Raw genomic sequence first — 18,400 nt, 5'->3', positions numbered from 1 at the left:
ATTTTTAACGAGCACACGACATGGATGCGACGTTTGAATTCTTTTTAAACATGCACTTATACAAAAGGAAATCCCCGATATAGCATCAGGGATTTCCATATATTAAAAAGGGGGGTAATGAAAAAAAGTTAGCTGTTATTCGCTGTGTTTTGTTCTACTGCTTGTGGCAACTAGATGGTGAGGCAAAATGCATGGTGAGGGGGGACACCTGCATTTTAATTTTTCTATTTTTATTCTCTATATCCATGCATGTAGGGGTCGACATCATGGTTTGGTGATGGGAAGAAATCCATGTCTTTCACTTCTTCCGCATGCTCATTGACAATTTCATTCGTTATTTCACGTGTGCTTTTTCCAGCGGTTTCAATTCCTAATTGTTCTGCTGTTAAAAAGGTTTGTTCCTCTTTTACTTCCATCATCAATTGGGCAATATCTTTTCCATCAGGGTCGATACCTAAATCAACGGCTTCAGCTTTTAATTCTGCTTCACTTATTGCTTTCACTAATTCATTGGTATCTTTATTCTCTATCTCGATGCCAAGCTCAGAAGCTCTCTCTTCCAAAACAGCTTCTCTCACCTCTTCCGTTAACGTACGAAGGTTTTTACCCTCTGTTGTTATACCGAGTTCGGAAGCTCTCTGCTTTGTTGCTACTTCTTTCACTTCTTGAGAGATTTCATAAATGTTTTTGTTTTCTGTCTCAATCCCTAGTTCTTCTGCGTAATTTTCCACGTCATCTGTTTTCATCGCTCGACCGTTATTAACATCGATTTGTTGATTAGCCCTGTTTTGAGAAAAGGTCGTATCGTCAGACGGAGCTTCCTCTTGAGCAGCAGTGTCGGTTGCATTGCTATTTGCAAACGCTACTCCTGGTACAGCTCCTATCACTCCAATCGACAAGACGGATGCAAGTAAATAGTTACCTTTACGATTCCATAGCACCTCGCTTCCCTCCTGAACGTTGTCATAGGATTGTGGATCAGCCTGTGCCGATCACATTTCTTACTTTAAAGAGATTGTATGTCAGCATGATGTCAACTTGAAATTTCTTTTAAAAAATTTTTTAGACGATATTATCTAAAGTTACTGCTGCGCTATTTGAATAAGATTGCCACATGTGTCATCGAAGACAGCCACTGTGACTTCGCCCATTTCTGTTGGCTCCATCATAAAGCTCACACCGCGTTCCATTAATCGTTTGTACTCTTTGCGAACATCCTCAACACCAAACATTGTTGCTGGGATGCCATCAGCAAATATCTTCTCTTGATACTCTTTGGCGGCCGGATGGTTATTCGGTTCGAGTAACAGCTCAGTACCGTCTGAATCATCGGGAGAAACAAACGTTAGCCACCTAAATTCTCCAGCGGGAACATCATGCTTTTTCACAAAACCTAGTTTTTCTGTATAAAACTCCAGTGCCCGGTTTTGATCTTGTACGAAAACACTGGTAACAATGATTTTCATATTATTTTCACCTTCCTTTGCTATGAGTTATGGTCATTTGCTAACCATACTCGTTTTATAAAAAGGGACATAACGCAACACTCTTATATATTCTTGACCATCCTTCCTTTCTTAAATATTACGATCTGCTCATCAAAGGGTTGTTTTATTTTAGGTTATCTTGACTCTCATTTATAAAGTAACCTTTTATAAAAAAATGACCCACCGTGGTCCGCATCGTTGAGAGGCGTGATGGGTTCTGTTAAGAATTAATACCTTAACGCAATCAGTAATTCAAAAGCACAATTAATGATAGCAACCTGACAACGTGTAACGTATTGGTTAGATAAAAGAGACCGATGCTATGAAATCGGCCTCTTTATTTCTAATATTATTGAAACTGTGATGGAATACTTTGGAGATCAATTCCCCATATAGCTGGCAAGTAAAGATTTACCGCCAACACTATTACAATAATGGCTAAAATATTGAGCCAGAAACCGTTTTTAACCATTTGAATGATTTTCAACTTCCCTGTTCCAAAAATAATCGCGTTCGGCGGAGTTCCCACCGGAAGCATGAACGCACAGTTGGCTGCCATTGCACAAGGTACCATCAAGGCGTATGGATGGATATTTAGTGCAATTGCCAAAGACGCAACAACCGGCAATATCATCGTTCCTGTCGCTGTGTTTGAAGTAATTTCGGTTAAGAACAGAACCAACGCCGTTGCAATCGCAACAATTAAGACAAAATTCATTCCTTCTAAGACAGTCAACTGCTCTGCCATCCAGTTAGATAATCCCGTACTTTCAAAACCAGACGCAATCGCAAGACCTCCACCAAACAATAGGAGAATCCCCCATGGAATTTCTTGCGAGTCCTTCCATTCCAAAATTTTCGTTTCTCCCTTTTGAGAAGCAGGGATGAGAAATAGCAAGAGTGTCGCTGCGATCGCAATCATTCCATCATTGATTTCTGGGAGCTCGACTATATCTTCCCAAATAAAGGTTCTTGTTATCCACATCACAGCAGCAAAAAGAAAGACGACAAGGACGGCTACTTCTTCTTGGCCAATTTTACCAAGAGCTGTTTTTTCTTGTTTAATCAATTCACGTCCGCCTGGAAGTTGTTTCATACCAATAGGATAAACGATTTTTGTAAGATAAATCCAAGCACAAGTGAGCAGAATTGCAACTAATGGAACCGCAAAAGTCATCCAGCCTGCGAATGAAATTTCTACATTGTATAACTCCTCCACTGTTCCTGCCAGCAAACTGTTAGGAGGAGTCCCGATTAACGTTCCAAGACCACCTATTGTACCTGCATATCCAATCCCAAAAATAATTGCTTTTTCAAATTTTCTTAGATCAGTCTCCTTGCCTTCGCCTTTAATAGCTTCTGACACTTGAGAGACAATGGCCAAACCAATTGGAATCATCATCATTGTAGATGCCGTATTGGATACCCACATAGACAAAAAACTAGTAGCAATCATAAAACCTAATATAATTTTATTAGTGCTTGTTCCTATTAAATCAATAATGTTCAATGCAATTCGTTTGTGTAAATTCCACTTTTCCATTGCGGTTGCGATGAAAAAGCCGCCTAAGAATAAGAATATAATATCATTACCATAAGAAGATACGACAGTGTCTCCATCTACCGCTCCAAATAACGGCAGTAACACAATAGGAAGTAACGATGTCGCTGGAATAGGAATGGCTTCTGTAATCCACCAGGTCGCTATCCACAATGTTGCAGCAAGTACTGTTCGGGCTTCGTGGCTTAAATCCTCAGGATTAAAAAATAACATCGCAAGTAAGAATAAAACCGGACCTAAAATAAGCCCGACAAGCTGCGCTCTTGTATAGGAAGGTTTGTCTTCTCCGTCTCCAGATCCTCCACCAGATCTATTGTTGCCTCCAGGGCCTCCGGGACCACTGCCGACAGCGGAATTCTCTTTCTTACTTTGAGACGAAGCACTTGCCGCTTCTCTAATTTGCGAAAAAGTCAATAATTTTTTGGTTTTAGAGTGAGAAGACCAGAGGCTTTTCCATATGGATGAAATCGCTTCTTTTGCCAACGTAAGTTCCTCCTTCCATGGTGTAAACGCTTTCTATATTGTATTATTAAATATATAATTTTCTGACAAGAATGTACACCTTTGATAACTAAGGTAACACTTTTTTAATTAAAAAAAGCAAACGTGGTTATTGTTCTTCAGCCACTTGTAAAGATTGAATAAATTCTGCTTTTTCAGGGTTCAATCTGTATTGGTGCAACGGTCTTCCTGTTGACTGGTAGATAACATCCGTTTCAAGTACATCACTATCGACAAGATAATGAAGATATTTTCGTACTGACACTTGTGAAATCCCTGTCTTATCTGCAATATCAGCCGCTGAAAACGCTTCTTGCTTCTTCTTTAAAATCTGCTTTGCAATATGAGAAAACGTTAAGGTCGTTAACCCTTTTGGCAATTCAACGCTTGATGATACTCTTTGGCTCTGCAATAAAAAAGGATCTAGGTCTGCCTGTGTAACAGACTCCCCTTTTTCGATTATTTCTTGTTTGTGACGGTAACGCAGCAAGGACTCTTTAAACCGGTCAAAATGAAACGGTTTGATAAGATAATCAACAGCCCCGTATCGAAGGGCTGTCTGTATTGATTGGTTGTCATTGGCTGCTGTGATAACAATAGCATCCACCGGACTTCCTGTTTTACGCATCTCCATCAACATTTCAAGACCGGTTGTGTTCTTCATATAAACATCCAGCAAAATAAGATCTACTGTATTCTCCTTTAAAAAATCCCATGCCTGCTTCACATCCGTAATTGTGCCGACCGGTTCAAATCCTTCCACCTTTTCTACATACACCCGATTAAACTTTGCGACCATCGGATCATCTTCTACTATTAACGTCTTTATCATGTGTCTTCACCTACATATGGAATTGTTATCTCAACCACTGTGCCTTCCCCTTTCTGGGAGGAAACTTTTATTGTTCCGTCCAATTCTTTCAGCGCTTTTTTTGTAAGCCACATACCATATCCTCTATTTTCTCCTTTTGTTGACAAACCATAGTCCAGCATATTTTCTTTTTCTACCTCACTCATACCGGGACCGTTATCATGCACTGAGAAATATAACACTTGGTCTTTATGGTTAATCGTCATTTGTATATATTTATATTCTTGATATTGAATCGCTTCCCACGCATTATCCGTTACATTACCTATAATGGTGATTATACCGTCTATACGTTCTGTGTCCTTTAATAATGGAAGAGGATAGTCACCTTTCAGTTCAACAACAACACCATTTTCTTTTAAATTATTAAATTTTCGCAGGAGATATCCGGCTAACACAGGGTCTTTCACGACACGTGATACCGTCCCTATGTCCCGGTGATAATTTGTAGAGATTTGTTCTATATAATCGTTTAATTCCTCATATGATTCGGTGTGTACCATCGCTGACATCACATGTAATTTATTCATGAATTCATGAGTCTGCGCCCGCAGCTTTTCCGCATAATGTCTCGCTCCCGTTAATTGTTCGACAAGGGAGGTTAGTTCTGTTTTTTCTCGAAATGTTGCAATGGCTCCAACCACTTCACCTTGCGTAATGACCGGGATTCGATTCACGACAAGGTCCAAACCATTCAGTGACTGCTCTTGGTCATATTCTGCTTCTTGATGGTAAAGAATTTCTTTTAATCTCGAACTGTTAAAAAAAGAATCAACGGAGTAGCCTATCGGTTTTTTCATGCATCCTGCCCGTTCAAAAATATTGGCGGCTGCATTATTAACTACAACAATAGTACCCTCATCATTTATGGCGATAATGCCTTCTCGAACAGATGCAAGCATCGCCTCTCGTTCTTGTAAATGCTGTGAAATCTCACGGGGTTCCAAGCCATGAAGCGTTTTTTTCACGCGCCGGGCTAAAAACAGAGCTCCAATTGCTCCAACCAACATACCCGCTACTGATCCTAAAAACACCATTTGCTGCCTATCCAGCATAACACTTTCCACATTATCCAATAAAATCCCTACAGAAACGACGCCGATTTGATTGCCATCCGCATCTTCAATCGGTGCAAATGATCGTAACGATTCGCCTAATGTGCCCTCTGCTACAGACGTGTATGTATTTCCACGAAAAGCTCTATTTTCGTCATCTCCAACAAAATATTGTCCTATTCTCTCTTCGACCGGATGGGACTGGCGAATATGATTCATATTCATCACAACAATATAAGCGACGTTAGTCTCTGTTTGAATACGCCGTGTATAATCCTGAATGTCTTCTGATTGTTCCTCTTCTATTAAACCGCTCTTAACAATTTCAGAATAACGAACAGTATTGGCAATATCCATTGTTTTCTCCGCCTGATTTTCTCTCGCATTCATAGCTGCATCTCGTCCAATTAAAAAACCAGTAACCGATAATGCCACCACAAGAACAAAGCATACTAATAATGTTATCCACGTAAGAAGACGGATTGGTTTTCTTTTCTGGTTAAAAATCTTCATGACATTCTCCCTGTTTAAAATACTTCACATATAATGTGCTACGCCATCCTACCGAAAATACGAAAGAAAAAACACCTTCATATGTGTGTTAGAACACAAGGTGTTTTCGATATTTTGTATAAAGTTTTAATCCATTTCTTTTCTTATTCTATTTTTTTCTTTTTGTTTTAACTCCAAATACTCCTTGAACTCCTCTTTTGTCGTGTTGGAAGACATCGCCTTTTGAACGACCTCCATCCACTCCTCATCTAAATCAGAAGCTTTTTCTTCACTCGATCGGGGTCCTAAAAGGTTTTGAACTGGGATATCCAACGCCTTGGCTATTCGTTCCACATACTGAACGGAAGGATACATCCAAATATTCTGCTCCATATCATTTAAATATTTTACAGAGATGCTTGTTCTTGCGGCTAGCTCATGAATAGACATATTTTCCTGCATACGATAATGGACAATCCGCTCCCCAATCATACGGAAACCCCCTTTAATACTACTCTAGCATGAAAACGAAAAACCTAACATAATCTATATATTATTGACTTTATCCGTCGAAATAAGTAGATAAAATGGTATAATAAAAGTTTTTATTACAATAATCACAACTTTTCTATTATTTATTACAACTATGTTACATGATAATATGTAAATCAAATGGAGATTTGAACCATAACATGGTCAGATCTGGTACTAAAAGGAGGAGTCATATTGAACGAAGACAAACCATACGTAGAACTGCTCATGTCATCCCCCAACCCACATTCTAGCTTTTTATCGTTATCGCAAACGATATTAAATCAAGACGATGTAAACACTCATTCGAAAAAGAATGCGTTACAAAAAGTCGTCGATGCCTATGAAGAAATCTGCTATCATCAACACCTCTGACAAAAAAATATCTTATAAACGAAATTATTCAATATATTACATTAAAAATAAAAATGGCAAAGTGTTTGCTGAAAAGCTTTCTGTCATAAACATGGCTTAAGCGAGCTCCATTCGTATCTTTTCAACAAAACCCAACCTTTTTCTAAGGTTGGGTTTATTATAGCACAATTAATCGTTATTTCGAACGAATATTTTATTTTTTATATTGATTTAATTTGGATGCACCGATAAAGCTTGGCCTATATGATTCTTTTTTTCTAGTTTCACAATACTTCACCATTACGTCCTAAGCAAGTTGTTTCGGGCAGCGTCCAACAGTTATTTATATTGTCTGGCATCGGAAAACACTTGTCATTAATCAACATATCCAAACAAATGGGGTTCCTTTAGATACACTGTACAAAATTATAAAGATACTGCCACCGGTTTCTTATTGCGGAAGAAATACCATTCGCGATAACCTAGTGATTTTAAAAACGCGCCCACCTCGTCAAAGTCGTCCCCCATCCGTTCCGGAACGTGGCTGTCTGAACCTAACGTAATCGGTATATTATAAAACTTTGCTCGTTCTAAAATGTCATCAGACGGATACCAGCCGCCGCAGTCTTTATTTTTACCGGATGTATTCACTTCAATCGCTACCCCACTTTCAGCGATCACTTTTAACGTCTGGTCTACAGCGTTGGTTGGAACATCAGATATGGAAGGAAAATAACCTTTTATTGCATCAATATGGCCCAACACTTGAAACATCCCGCTTTTCGCAGATTCTGCGATTAAGCGATAATACTCCTCTTTCACATCAAGTATCTGTTTTTCCCCAAGACCATCCCAACGACGTTTATCAAAAATATTAACACCATGTACAAAGTGAACGGAACCTATAATATAATCCATCGGATAGTTATCATAGACCTGCTTATAGGCTTTGGCAGCGTTCGGGAAAAAATCCGATTCTACTCCAAGTAAAACTTCTATTTTATCTTGATAGATTTCTTTTAGACGGCGCACTTCTCGAACATAGTTACTAAACTCACTTTTCGCCATCGTAAGTCCAGGATACGGATGATCTGCGTCCTCTCCAAAGTAAGGAGAGTGATCCGAAATACCAATGACGTGTAATCCTTTATCAATCGCAGACTGAATATAATCCTCGATTTCTCCGGTTGCGTGACCACAGCGCTTATGATGAGTATGTAAATCAAACTTCATGGCAAACCAGCTCCTTTTCCTACTCTTTTCTATTTGAATACCGATATAAAAAATCGGGGGACTGCAGCCGAAAAAAGTACGGCTGCGTCCCCCATAAGTGTCACGTATCTAAAACGAAATATTCACCGTTTGTTGTTCCCTTAAGGACTGATACGCACGTTCCACAAGTAGATTCACATCTTCCGAGTCGGCCATCGTATATTTCAGAGATCTATTATCTCGAATAGACGCTTGAATGTGTTCTATTTCATTCACATACGCATCATCTTTAATATCTGCAGCAGAAATGATGGTTCCGCCTTGATTCTTAACAGTAATTTTTCCACAGCCATTAGCTGATGCATCTGGTCTGTAAGCATGTTCTAGTAAAATAGAGCCTTTTTCGCAAATAATTTCATACTGATTGACCGGCGGCAGGTCAAAACTAGCCACAATCTCAGCAAACCTTCCTTTCTCATCTTCAAAAAGGGAGGTGGAAAGAACATCCACTTCATCATGGAGTTTGCCCCGGGTTGTCACTTTTTCTGGTTTCCATTCTAACAATTGATTCATTGTATGGATTCCGTAACAACCAACGTCATACAAAGCCCCGCCGCCTAATTGCTTGTTCAACCGAATATTCTTTTGGTTCGTTAGTTGAAAAGAAAACTGTGCTTTGAAGTATTTCCATTCACCTAATTTATTAGTTTGTAGAAGCTTTTTCACCACATCATGCTGTTTGTGAAACTGATGCATAAATGCTTCCATCACTACTACTTGATTTTTCTCCGCTGCTTTTTTCATGTCGGTAACTTCCTGAACAGAGACTCCGGCTGGTTTTTCAAGAAGCACATGTTTTCCTTTTTCCATAGCTTTTAACGCCCATTCAGCATGCAAAGCATTCGGGAGAGCGATATAAACTACATCAATCGAACGGTCTTCCAACAGTTCTTCATAAGACGAATAAAAGATAGGGATATCCTGATATTCGTCAGCACTTCGGGTTTTACTAGCTATCGCTCTCATTTCGCCTTTTTCTGACTTATGTAGCGCAGGCAAGAATTCCTCTTGTGCTATTCGTGCTCCACCTATAATGCCCCAGTTCAATGTTTCTTCCATGAAAACAGCTCCTTTGTATTTTTATACGTTTACCGTTTTGCTAGAAACCAAGGATTTTTTAGATTTTCTTTATTATACGATAAAAATTCATCTGAATCTGCAACTGTCACTGTTCCACCAGATGCCTCGACAATGGCTTGACCGGCGCCTGTATCCCATTCCATTGTTGGGGCATAGCGGGGATAATAATCTGCTGCCCCTTCGGCAACCAAACATAGTTTCAAAGAACTTCCTGTCGATAAGGTTTGCACTGTTTTGTATTCTTTCTCTATTTGTTGAATAAAAGCTTTCGTTTCCTCTGACATATGGGATCGGCTTGCTACAATATTCGCTGTATCATTATCTGATGTAACATTAGGCAAGGATACTCCTTGCTTAAACCAACCTTTGTCATCCGAAATACCTTCAAAATGAAGAGCTTGTTCCACTTTCACAGCTCCGAGTGCCGTATCTCCGATGTACAAAATATCCAATGCCGGCGCATAAATCACACCGAAACATGGTGCACCATGACTTACAAGCGCAATATTTACTGTGAACTCTCCATTTTTCTTGATAAACTCTTTTGTGCCATCAAGTGGATCAACGAGAAAAAATTCGTCCCACGATGACCTTTCTTTATACGACCACTGATTTCCTTCTTCACTTAACACAGGAGTATCCGGAAATGCTTTATGCAGAGCATTTGTAATAACTTCATTCGCCGTTTGATCCGCAATCGTAAGCGGTGACTCATCTTCTTTGTACTCTACATCAAAATCTTTTTCATAAATCTCCATGATTTTTTTTCCGGCATCCAGCGCCGCCTCAATTACTTTTAACATGGTATATACCCCTATTCTTGTCTCTAAAAATAAATATCCGGTAAGTCTACATTATATTCTTCCTGCAAATTCCGGTTACTTTCTATATATTGCGCTTTTAAATAGTTCGAGAGTTCCTTCGGTAAATGGTAACGCTTATAGTGAACCTTAAAGCTCCATTTACTTTGTAAAACTTTCCTAGGAGAAAATTTCCCTTTTATCGGAGAGGGGTTTACCGGTATAAGACCTTTGGGATGTAAACGTGTTTTAAACAGATAGTTTACTCTTCTCCCAATCATCATCTGCATGGTTCCATAGCTTCTATTCACTTGTTCATTCTCATACTCTGGAATTTTATTTTCTCCCATAAAGCTTAATAAATTAAACAATTGCTGTTCTGTCTGTTGTTTAAACAACTCATAGATAATTAAATAATAGTGATTCTTTCCGAATAATTCTTCTACTTTGTGCAGGTAATGATCATAGTGATAATGATCAAGAATACCTTGTTCTTCTAAGTTAGCCAGGTGTTCTTCTGCTTTTTTTACACCACCCTGGTGCACGTATTGAACATACAGGGAAGTGAGCAAATTCACCTGTTCCCTGATACCGACGATAATATGGACATCAAACTCTTCCTCCGGGAATACTCGACGTATATCCTCTAGGACTTTAATATTTGATTTAGATCGCTTTTGGGAAAAAGGACTTCCAGACAATCCTTCGTACGATATCAGAATCGGCTTTTTCTTGTAGAATGTTAGAATTTTTTCACGGATTTGTTGAATCTCTTCGTCTTCGAGTGTTTTCAAACGAAGATTATACAGTTGCTTTTTCAGAGCGCCATATTTAATATAGCGAACACTTTTCATCTTCGGGTAAATACATCTTTGCAAAAAAGAAGTGGCTGTCTTATGAAAACCAATATGTACATAAACTTTTTTCTTCATCACTTAACTCCAATTATTTATTCTTTCCTTTATCATACAATATTCTACCCTCCCTTCGCTACATTATGAAAAAAGTAAACCTTCATTAACAAGTATATATCCTATACAAGCGGCAACACTAGATTCAAAGATTACGGAACATCAGGGAGGCTATAATGAAATACCCGATTTATCAACACATTTTATTTGAGGAAAAAAGGGAAACATACGCCCGTAAATTTCACGCTTTAGCTGAAGTGTTAAAAAAGCACGACGTCGATGTTTCTTTACTACACGATGTTATTGATGCGTCTCATGATGTCGAAGATTTGGCTGCAGATATTGCATTTATGACAGGATACAAAAAAGGCTGGCATAACGGACAAGCCAATCGTCATTATGAAACGTTCCGCGAACATTTGAACAAGGAGAAACGAGTTGTTCAATAACAAAAAATTTACCTTATAAAGAAATTGGGGCACCACTCGAACAAGAAAAGCGCAAACAGCGTTCTATTTCTCGCTTCGTATTATCGACTAGGAGCTGAATGTTTATTGTGTTAACACTTTGCATGACAATCAGGGAAAAACTCGATAAGATGGAGTCAAACGTGAAATAGGGGTGGAAGAATGAAAAAATATATCGCATTTGATGTCGGTGGTTCCTTTATAAAAAATGGAATTATTAAAGAGGATTCTACGATTGTTAATCATGATAAAATAAAAACACCAAAAAGTTTAGAAGAAATGCTAACTATCATTTCTGACATCGCTATAGCTAACGACGATTGCGAAGGGATTGCTATCAGTGCTCCGGGTGCTGTTTCTGATGAAGGCATTATCTATGGAACAAGCGCCCTCCCCTATCTTCACGGACCTAATATCAAACAGCTTGTCTCTGAAAAAACGAAAATGCCGGTATACATGGAAAATGACGCGAATTGTGCCGGCTACGCTGAAGTCTGGAATGGGGCTGCCAAAGGAAAACAAGATGTGCTCGCTGTTGTTATCGGTACCGGTATCGGCGGTGCCATTATTAAAAACGGACAATTACATAAAGGAACTAACTTGCACGGCGGTGAGTTCGGTTATATGTTGTTGAACAGTGGGGATATTGGTAATCACGGAGTGTGGAGCAGTCTTGCTTCAACCCAAGCCTTAGTACAAAAAACAGCCGAAAAAAAAGGCATAGATAAAAACAGTCTCACAGGAGAAAAAGTTTTTGAATGGGCCGACGCCGGTGATGAAGCATGCATCGAGACAATAGAAGAATTTTATCACTTATTAGCGGTAGGGATTTATAATTTGCAGTATATCTATGATCCTGACATCATTCTTATTGGCGGCGGTATAAGCGCACGCGAAGATTTGATTGACAAAATCAATGAAAAAATAGATAACATTATCTCCTCGGTCCATATTGCTAAAATGACACCAAAGATTACCGCGTGCCAATTCCGCCAAAATGCAAATTTATTAGGGGCCGTATATGGATTCAAACAACATGTATAGAAAGCAAATAAAGCAGTATAAGAAGGGGCTGTATCAAAAGTCTGTTAACAGTCAAAAGGGGCTTGGTGAACAAGGATAAATAAAAATGTAATCGTTCAACCCTCTTTAACTTTGCTATAATAAGCGCACGACAAATTACACAATGATTCAATAACACAACAATAATACTAAAATGTGGGTAAGGGGGCATTCTGCATGAATGAAAACGATAAAAAGTTAGATGAAAAATATGAAAACATGACTGAAATAGAAAGAGAAGAACGAATGGAAGAGTTACTAAAGATTAACGCAAAACAACAAGAGATAATGAAGAAGCAAAAACAGGGGTATCCTAAACTTGAAATGAAAGATGGAAAAATCGTGGTTGATATAAATGATCCCAAGCAGCGTAAAATATGGGACGAATAATACTTTATATGACGAAAAAAACGGTTTAGAAACAAGAGATATTATATTAGTTGATGTAGGCACATTTTGTTCTGCTATCGTCTCTTTTGATTGAATGGCATTCTCAGAAAGTATAGAATCATCGTTTTCTATAATATGACCTTTGTTTAAAGCTACCACTGCATCCCCTAAATAAATAGGTAGAGTTGCATATTTGCTTCTCGTACCATAATCAAGTTCATCTATTTTACCTTTCTTTACAACTAGAAAAGTGTAATCATCCCCTTTGGTTGTTGTAAATTCACCATAACCTGCAATTGTATTATGAAGGGACAACGTAGCTGTAGGTTTCACAACCAAGAAACCTTCGTTTGCATGATTCATTTCATATACACTGTACTGGTGATTTCCTGAGCGTACAACAATTATTTCGTCATCGTCGGTCGTTTCAATGTTTCCACATCGCTTCTAGGATTTTCATTAAGGAAGTTGTTTATGGCTTCTTCTTTGGTAGGAAAGGTTTTATCTGTGACAGAATTAGTAGGTTCATCCTTACTGCATCCAGTTAATATTGCGATAAACAAAAAATTTATAAGTATAAGATACTTCCAATTCAATTTACCATCCCCTTTTAAGTCAAGCCAACCCTTCTTCCACTCTTCTGCTGCGTTAGTTTAAGCATTTTATTGCATTATTGTACTTTTACTATTTCTTCAAACTTTTTATACAAATATATTGCCAAAATAATTTATCGCTTCAAGGTATTGCTACCTGACAGTTTTGAAAAACTGGAATAAACTACTACCACCAATAAGTACACCTAATATTAGATACATTGTTGCTCTCTCCATCTCTCCGTATCCTGAGATTGAAGATATAATAATCCCTAATGCAAATAGAGTTATAAAGATATGAAATCCCATTTTAAATTTTTTTGTATCCTTTTGTTCACTCATGAATACTACCCTCCCATTCAAATAGTACTGTTTAATTTTACCATATAACCAATTTAGGAGTACAGTCCCGAAAATGCGAATTTACAACGTTAAAGAATTTCTTTCACAAAAATCCGAACGATTCATTAAGGAATCGTTCGGATTTTTTGTCTTTGGTATTGTTTTGTCCCAGACTCTAACTCACTTTAAAAATCAGAACAAAGGAATGGATACGATCCTTTGATATTTGGCTACCTTGTTGCTTTCTGTTCCGTGTTTGTCGTTTCAGGCGTACCATATCGTTCGTCTTGAATCTCTTCAAGGGACTTTCCACGTGTCTCCGGAGCAAGTGTCAAGCCTACCGCCATGTGAATCACAAGGAAACCAATCATGACAGCTCCTGCTGTTTGAAACCCTAATGTTGTAATCATAGCCGGAATAATAAGAGAAATTAAACCAACTAATACTCGTGCCGTACAAAAAAGAAATCCTTGTGCCGCTGCACGATATTTCGTATGGAACAACTCTGCCGACCAAAGACCGTAAAAGGCCTGTGCACCGAAACCAGCAGCCAGCCCCCACAATATAACAAAAGCCAGCAGTTCCACTGTTCCCATTCCACCAAATGATAAAATCACCCATGCGACGATTCCCATCACCGCACTAACACAAAAAATCAGTTTGCGATTCACTCTGTCTCCAAACTTGATGAAAACAAAATAGGTTGAAATAACGGTCAAAACCCATAAAAACGCTTGCAAAAGATTGGCATGAGCAGACGAGAGATTACCAACGGTTTCATAAATGTAAGGCATAAAATAACCCATAACACCTGCAACCATATTCCAAAAGGCATAAACACCTACAAGCAACGTAATAGCATGCAGATTAGCCTTATTTGTAAACAACTCTTTCAAATTCTCTTTATTAAAGATTCCACCTTGATTGGTAGTTTTTTCTTGTTTCTTTTGCTCTTCCCAAATGGATGACTCATCAATTTTACGTTGGAACAACCAAGTAAAGAAAGCGATTAAAAATAGCTGGAAAAAAATAATTCTACTACCTAACAAGCCTAAAGGAGCTAATGCAACAGAGAGCAATAATACGACAGCCGGCCCCATCGACCAGGCAAATTGTCCCCATCCTACACGAGCAGCCCGTTCCTTTTCCGGAGCTTCTTCGGCAATATATGTCCAAGAAGGAGGAATACCGGCTCCAACTGAAACACCAGTAATAACATAACCAATTAACAGCATTGGAAAGCTAAAGGAAAACACAATAAGTAATATTCCCAACATATAAACGAGTAGATTATATTTGTAAATAAATTTTCGGCCATACCGATCAACAAGAAATCCACTAATTAGTGCCCCAACGGCAGCCCCAAATCCATTAGCGCTTAGTGCACCTAGAAGTCCAACAGTTGTGTCAGTCAATCCAAGATACTCCACCCATAAAGTTAAACCGGCAGCACCGGCTACAATAGAACCCGCTTCTAAATAATTCGACATAGATACAGATAATGTAGCAGCTAAACTTCCCTTTTCTACTTTTTTCATCCGTTTTTCACCCTTTCCATAAAGTATTTAGAAATATTTGCTTTCCTTCTTTCATCACATTATTTTATTTTTATTTACTTTTGTTTATTTTGTATTTATTTTATTGTAAAGGCTTACAAAATAAAAATCAATACAAATATAAAAAATATAAAACACCTTAAAACGTGCTGGGAACATTATATGTTTTTCATTCACAAAAAATGGCTCCATCTCTATTTTTTATACACCTGTCTCTAGCTAATGGTATGAGACACGCTTCCCCCTTCTGAATTCTTTTGTGATAAGATGGAGTAAAAGAAAGCCGAGTGGAGTGATTCAAATGAAAGCATTGACACATGAAAATAAAGAAGGGATGGATGGGCTTTCCTATCGTGATGTAGAACCAGCGACTCCGCAATCCGGAGAAGTTCGGGTTCGCATCAAAGCAGCGGGATTAAACCACCGGGATTTATCGGTGTTGAAACGGCATCAGCCGACGGATCCCCCTTTTATTGTAGGTTCTGATGGCGCAGGAGTAGTGGAAGCCATTGGTGCTGATGTAAATACTGTTTCTGTAGGTGATGAAGTCATTGTTAACCCAGGGCTTGGCTGGCAGAAAAATAGTGATGCTCCGCCGAATGGTTTTGAAATTCTTGGTTTTCCTGATGATGGCACGTTTGCCGAGAACATTGTCATTGCTGCAGAAAATGTGGAACCAAAACCGGCCCATCTGACGTGGGAAGAATCCGGTGTACTAGCACTGCCCGCCCTCACAGCTTATCGCGTATTGTTCACAAGAGCCCGCATCGAACCTAATATGAAAATACTCATTCCCGGTATCGGAGGCGGAGTCGCAACGTTCCTACTGCAATTCGCCAAGGCGATAGGAGCAACCGTTTATGTAACGTCCCGTTCTGAGGAAAAACGAAACAAAGCGTTGGAACTTGGAGCCGATGCTGCGATCGACAGCCACGAAGATTGGGCTGATGCCCTCCATGGTGAAAAAATGGATGTCGTGATTGAATCCATAGGTGCAACCACCTTTAATGAGTCCCTTGATCAATTGCGTCGCGGCGGTACGATGGTTACATTTGGTTCTTCTACAGATGATCAGGTTCAACTTAATATACGTAAATTTTTCTACGGTCAATTCAATTTGCTTGGTTCAACGATGGGGAGTCAAGAAGAACTTCAAGCCATGCTTGATTTTATTAAAAAACATAATATCAAACCTATTATGGATCAAACCTTTCCGCTAAAAGATTACGAAAAAGGTTTCCAACGAATGGCTGAGGCTGCTCAGTTAGGGAAGATTGGATTCACTCTATAGCATTTAGATCGGGAGTGAAGACTGACGATTGGTCATTCTTTCAATAAGAAGAAGGGATTGGGAATGTAATGAAAAAAGTGAATAGTTATATCGATTCCGTGTTCAACAGCCAAGATGCTCTTTTGGAGGAGGTCATTTCTGCCATAAAAGAAAACGGGATGCCCTCCATATCTGTGTCCCCCTCGTCTGGAAAACTTCTCACCATGCTCATAACCATTTCAGGAGCTAAAAATATCTTAGAAATCGGGGCTCTTGGAGGATATAGTGGAATTTGCCTAGCTAGGGGATTCGGTGCAAAAGGCACATTAACCTCCTTGGAGCTAGAAGAGAACTACGCCCAGTTAGCCCATAGCCATTTAACAAAAGCTGGATTTGGAAATCAAGTATCTTACATGACTGGTGAAGCTTTGCAAAACCTTGAAACGTTGGTGAAGGATAAAAAACGATTTGATTTTTTCTTTATCGATGCTGACAAGCAAAATTATGAAAACTACTTAGAATATTGCGTTAAACTAGCAGAACCGGGTGCCATAATCGTTACTGACAATGTGCTTGCGGGAGGTAGTTTAATAGATCCTGAGGTTAAACCTAAAGGTTACACAGAATTAATGAGAAAATTTAATAAAACGGTAGCGAATCATCCTCAATTAGAATCTCTGCTCATGCCCATAGGGGATGGGATGACTGTTTCAAAAATAAAAGAATAAAAGGTTTGCCAAATGTAAAGAGGCCGTTCCCAAACAGGGACAGCCTCTTCTCTCTTTTTCATCATTTTATATAAGGGAGCAATGAGCACATAAGTTTTTAACAGATTTTTTCTGCAACACCTTTCAATGATTCAGGACTTTCACCAAGAATCATTTTACAAATGTTTTCATATCCAATACTTTTATACATCGAGAATAACTGCTCTACTTCTTGCTTCTCAGTGGGATGTTTCAGATTTTGCACTTCTTTTTGATATAAATCGAGAAGAGATGTTCGGATATGTTGATTGACAAACCGGGTTGAATCTTCTTCCATTATTAAACTTCCCAAATACTCATATCTTAGTTGCATTTGCTTTGTTAAGGTCACTACATGTACTAGTTTATCAAATAGATTTGGTGCAGACAGGTTCAACTGCTCTATTTTATTTTTAGCAGCTTGTAATTCTTCTATACTCGATAATGCTATCATCATTTGGCCGCCTTTCTATCAATCATTTTCCCATGGTTTGCTCAAACTGATAGAACCCGCGAGATCTTTACTTTTTTTCCGCTTCATTTTCCGAATTTCTTCCCGCTCCGGTCCTGTTTCGTATAACTTGATTTCCTCTTCTGTCACTGGTTCTACTTCTGGAACTTGGATTGGATTTTTATTCTCATCCAATGCTACAAACGTTAAAAACGCAGTCGTTGCGATTCGGCGTTCTCCGCTCATCATATCCTCCGCTATCACTTTACAAAAAATTTCCATGGAGCTCGATCCTGTATAAGATACAAAGGATTCCACACATACCGAATCCGTTTGATAAATCGGACTGAGAAAATCAATCGAGTCGGTTGAAGCTGTCACACATTCTTTCGCTCTCGAATGACGTCGCGCTGACAATACGGCACATCCATCTAACCGTTTCATCAACGCCCCGCCAAATAACGTATTATAATTATTTAAATCACTGCAAAGTACTTGATCAGTGTTTACAATCTTACTGTCTTTCGGCTGTTTTTTTTCCATTTTATATGCACCTTCCATGACTCTTTAATCACTCTGTTTATGATAACCATGAAAATACGATGCGT

21 protein-coding genes are annotated in these 18,400 nt (G+C 38.8%); 6 read left to right on the top strand and 15 right to left on the bottom strand.

From position 1 onward, the window contains the following. Positions 1–230: 230 nt before the first annotated feature. The 6 genes from J2S78_RS02675 to J2S78_RS02650 form a co-directional block, all read right to left on the bottom strand. The gene (locus tag J2S78_RS02675; RefSeq protein WP_306895990.1) at positions 231–941 is read right to left on the bottom strand and encodes a hypothetical protein; all 711 of its coding nucleotides are present in this window, start codon (positions 939–941) and stop codon (positions 231–233) included. A gap of 141 nt (positions 942–1,082) precedes the next feature. Next, complete coding sequence (glxB, locus tag J2S78_RS02670; protein WP_306895988.1) at positions 1,083–1,466, bottom strand: methylglyoxalase; 384 nt, start codon at positions 1,464–1,466, stop codon at positions 1,083–1,085. A 370-nt stretch (positions 1,467–1,836) separates the two neighbouring features. Next, the gene (locus J2S78_RS02665; protein WP_306895986.1) at positions 1,837–3,531 is read right to left on the bottom strand and encodes a DASS family sodium-coupled anion symporter; all 1,695 of its coding nucleotides are present in this window, start codon (positions 3,529–3,531) and stop codon (positions 1,837–1,839) included. Positions 3,532–3,658: 127 nt separating this feature from the next. Further along, on the bottom strand, positions 3,659–4,381 hold the full coding sequence (locus J2S78_RS02660; RefSeq protein WP_306895984.1) for a response regulator: 723 nt from the start codon (positions 4,379–4,381) through the stop codon (positions 3,659–3,661). Beyond that, entirely contained in the window at positions 4,378–5,988 is a 1,611-nt protein-coding gene (dcuS, locus tag J2S78_RS02655) for a DcuS/MalK family sensor histidine kinase (protein ID WP_306895982.1), read from the bottom strand. The genes J2S78_RS02660 and dcuS overlap by 4 nt, the downstream gene beginning before the upstream one ends. Positions 5,989–6,114: 126 nt before the next feature. After that, entirely contained in the window at positions 6,115–6,459 is a 345-nt protein-coding gene (locus J2S78_RS02650) for a helix-turn-helix domain-containing protein (protein WP_306895980.1), read from the bottom strand. 234 nt (positions 6,460–6,693) lie between these two features. Between J2S78_RS02650 and J2S78_RS02645 the strand changes: the two genes are divergently transcribed. Further along, positions 6,694–6,873 carry a hypothetical protein gene (locus tag J2S78_RS02645; protein ID WP_306895977.1) on the top strand — a complete coding sequence of 60 codons (180 nt, stop codon included), beginning with the start codon at positions 6,694–6,696 and terminating at the stop codon, positions 6,871–6,873. 405 nt (positions 6,874–7,278) lie between these two features. Here the strand turns inward: J2S78_RS02645 and J2S78_RS02640 are convergent, their stop codons facing one another. The 4 genes from J2S78_RS02640 to J2S78_RS02625 all read right to left on the bottom strand — a co-directional run bounded on the left by J2S78_RS02640 (position 7,279) and on the right by J2S78_RS02625 (position 10,936). Further along, positions 7,279–8,085 (bottom strand): histidinol-phosphatase, encoded by an 807-nt coding sequence (locus J2S78_RS02640; protein ID WP_306895975.1) that lies wholly within the window; start codon positions 8,083–8,085, stop codon positions 7,279–7,281. A 108-nt stretch (positions 8,086–8,193) separates the two neighbouring features. After that, positions 8,194–9,183, bottom strand: coding sequence for a Gfo/Idh/MocA family protein (locus tag J2S78_RS02635; protein WP_306895973.1), 990 nt, complete (start codon positions 9,181–9,183; stop codon positions 8,194–8,196). A 29-nt stretch (positions 9,184–9,212) separates the two neighbouring features. Then, entirely contained in the window at positions 9,213–10,007 is a 795-nt protein-coding gene (cysQ, locus tag J2S78_RS02630; protein WP_306895972.1) for a 3'(2'),5'-bisphosphate nucleotidase CysQ, read from the bottom strand. A gap of 23 nt (positions 10,008–10,030) precedes the next feature. Next, a complete protein-coding gene (locus J2S78_RS02625; RefSeq protein WP_306895970.1) occupies positions 10,031–10,936 on the bottom strand; it encodes a protein kinase family protein in 906 nt (301 codons plus the stop codon). Positions 10,937–11,091: 155 nt separating this feature from the next. Between J2S78_RS02625 and J2S78_RS02620 the strand changes: the two genes are divergently transcribed. From J2S78_RS02620 to J2S78_RS02610, 3 genes are all read left to right on the top strand, one after another. Next, positions 11,092–11,364 carry a hypothetical protein gene (locus J2S78_RS02620; protein ID WP_125553626.1) on the top strand — a complete coding sequence of 91 codons (273 nt, stop codon included), beginning with the start codon at positions 11,092–11,094 and terminating at the stop codon, positions 11,362–11,364. A 180-nt stretch (positions 11,365–11,544) separates the two neighbouring features. Then, positions 11,545–12,426 carry an ROK family protein gene (locus J2S78_RS02615; protein ID WP_306895966.1) on the top strand — a complete coding sequence of 294 codons (882 nt, stop codon included), beginning with the start codon at positions 11,545–11,547 and terminating at the stop codon, positions 12,424–12,426. A gap of 195 nt (positions 12,427–12,621) precedes the next feature. Beyond that, positions 12,622–12,834 (top strand): hypothetical protein, encoded by a 213-nt coding sequence (locus tag J2S78_RS02610; protein WP_306895964.1) that lies wholly within the window; start codon positions 12,622–12,624, stop codon positions 12,832–12,834. Positions 12,835–13,238: 404 nt separating this feature from the next. Here the strand turns inward: J2S78_RS02610 and J2S78_RS02605 are convergent, their stop codons facing one another. The 3 genes from J2S78_RS02605 to J2S78_RS02595 all read right to left on the bottom strand — a co-directional run bounded on the left by J2S78_RS02605 (position 13,239) and on the right by J2S78_RS02595 (position 15,307). Next, positions 13,239–13,430 carry a hypothetical protein gene (locus J2S78_RS02605; RefSeq protein WP_306895962.1) on the bottom strand — a complete coding sequence of 64 codons (192 nt, stop codon included), beginning with the start codon at positions 13,428–13,430 and terminating at the stop codon, positions 13,239–13,241. A 150-nt stretch (positions 13,431–13,580) separates the two neighbouring features. Then, positions 13,581–13,769, bottom strand: a complete 189-nt coding sequence (locus J2S78_RS02600; RefSeq protein WP_306895961.1) for a hypothetical protein — start codon at positions 13,767–13,769, stop codon at positions 13,581–13,583. A 230-nt stretch (positions 13,770–13,999) separates the two neighbouring features. Further along, on the bottom strand, positions 14,000–15,307 hold the full coding sequence (locus J2S78_RS02595; protein ID WP_306895959.1) for an MFS transporter: 1,308 nt from the start codon (positions 15,305–15,307) through the stop codon (positions 14,000–14,002). 319 nt (positions 15,308–15,626) lie between these two features. Between J2S78_RS02595 and J2S78_RS02590 the strand changes: the two genes are divergently transcribed. Next, entirely contained in the window at positions 15,627–16,616 is a 990-nt protein-coding gene (locus tag J2S78_RS02590) for a zinc-binding dehydrogenase (RefSeq protein ID WP_306895958.1), read from the top strand. Between the two features lie 68 nt (positions 16,617–16,684). Then, positions 16,685–17,323 (top strand): O-methyltransferase, encoded by a 639-nt coding sequence (locus J2S78_RS02585; RefSeq protein ID WP_306895956.1) that lies wholly within the window; start codon positions 16,685–16,687, stop codon positions 17,321–17,323. A 97-nt stretch (positions 17,324–17,420) separates the two neighbouring features. On the opposite strand, the gene J2S78_RS02580 is transcribed toward J2S78_RS02585, so the two are convergent. Then, positions 17,421–17,798 (bottom strand): hypothetical protein, encoded by a 378-nt coding sequence (locus tag J2S78_RS02580; RefSeq protein ID WP_306895954.1) that lies wholly within the window; start codon positions 17,796–17,798, stop codon positions 17,421–17,423. A gap of 15 nt (positions 17,799–17,813) precedes the next feature. Continuing rightward, positions 17,814–18,335, bottom strand: a complete 522-nt coding sequence (locus tag J2S78_RS02575; protein WP_306895951.1) for an acyl-CoA thioesterase — start codon at positions 18,333–18,335, stop codon at positions 17,814–17,816. Positions 18,336–18,400: the final 65 nt, after the last annotated feature.

The sequence above is a fragment of the Salibacterium salarium genome, from assembly GCF_030813635.1.
GTDB lineage: Bacteria > Bacillota > Bacilli > Bacillales > Marinococcaceae > Salibacterium > Salibacterium salarium.
Note: the sequence above shows the minus strand (reverse complement) of the source record. Positions and strands in the feature narration are given on the sequence as shown.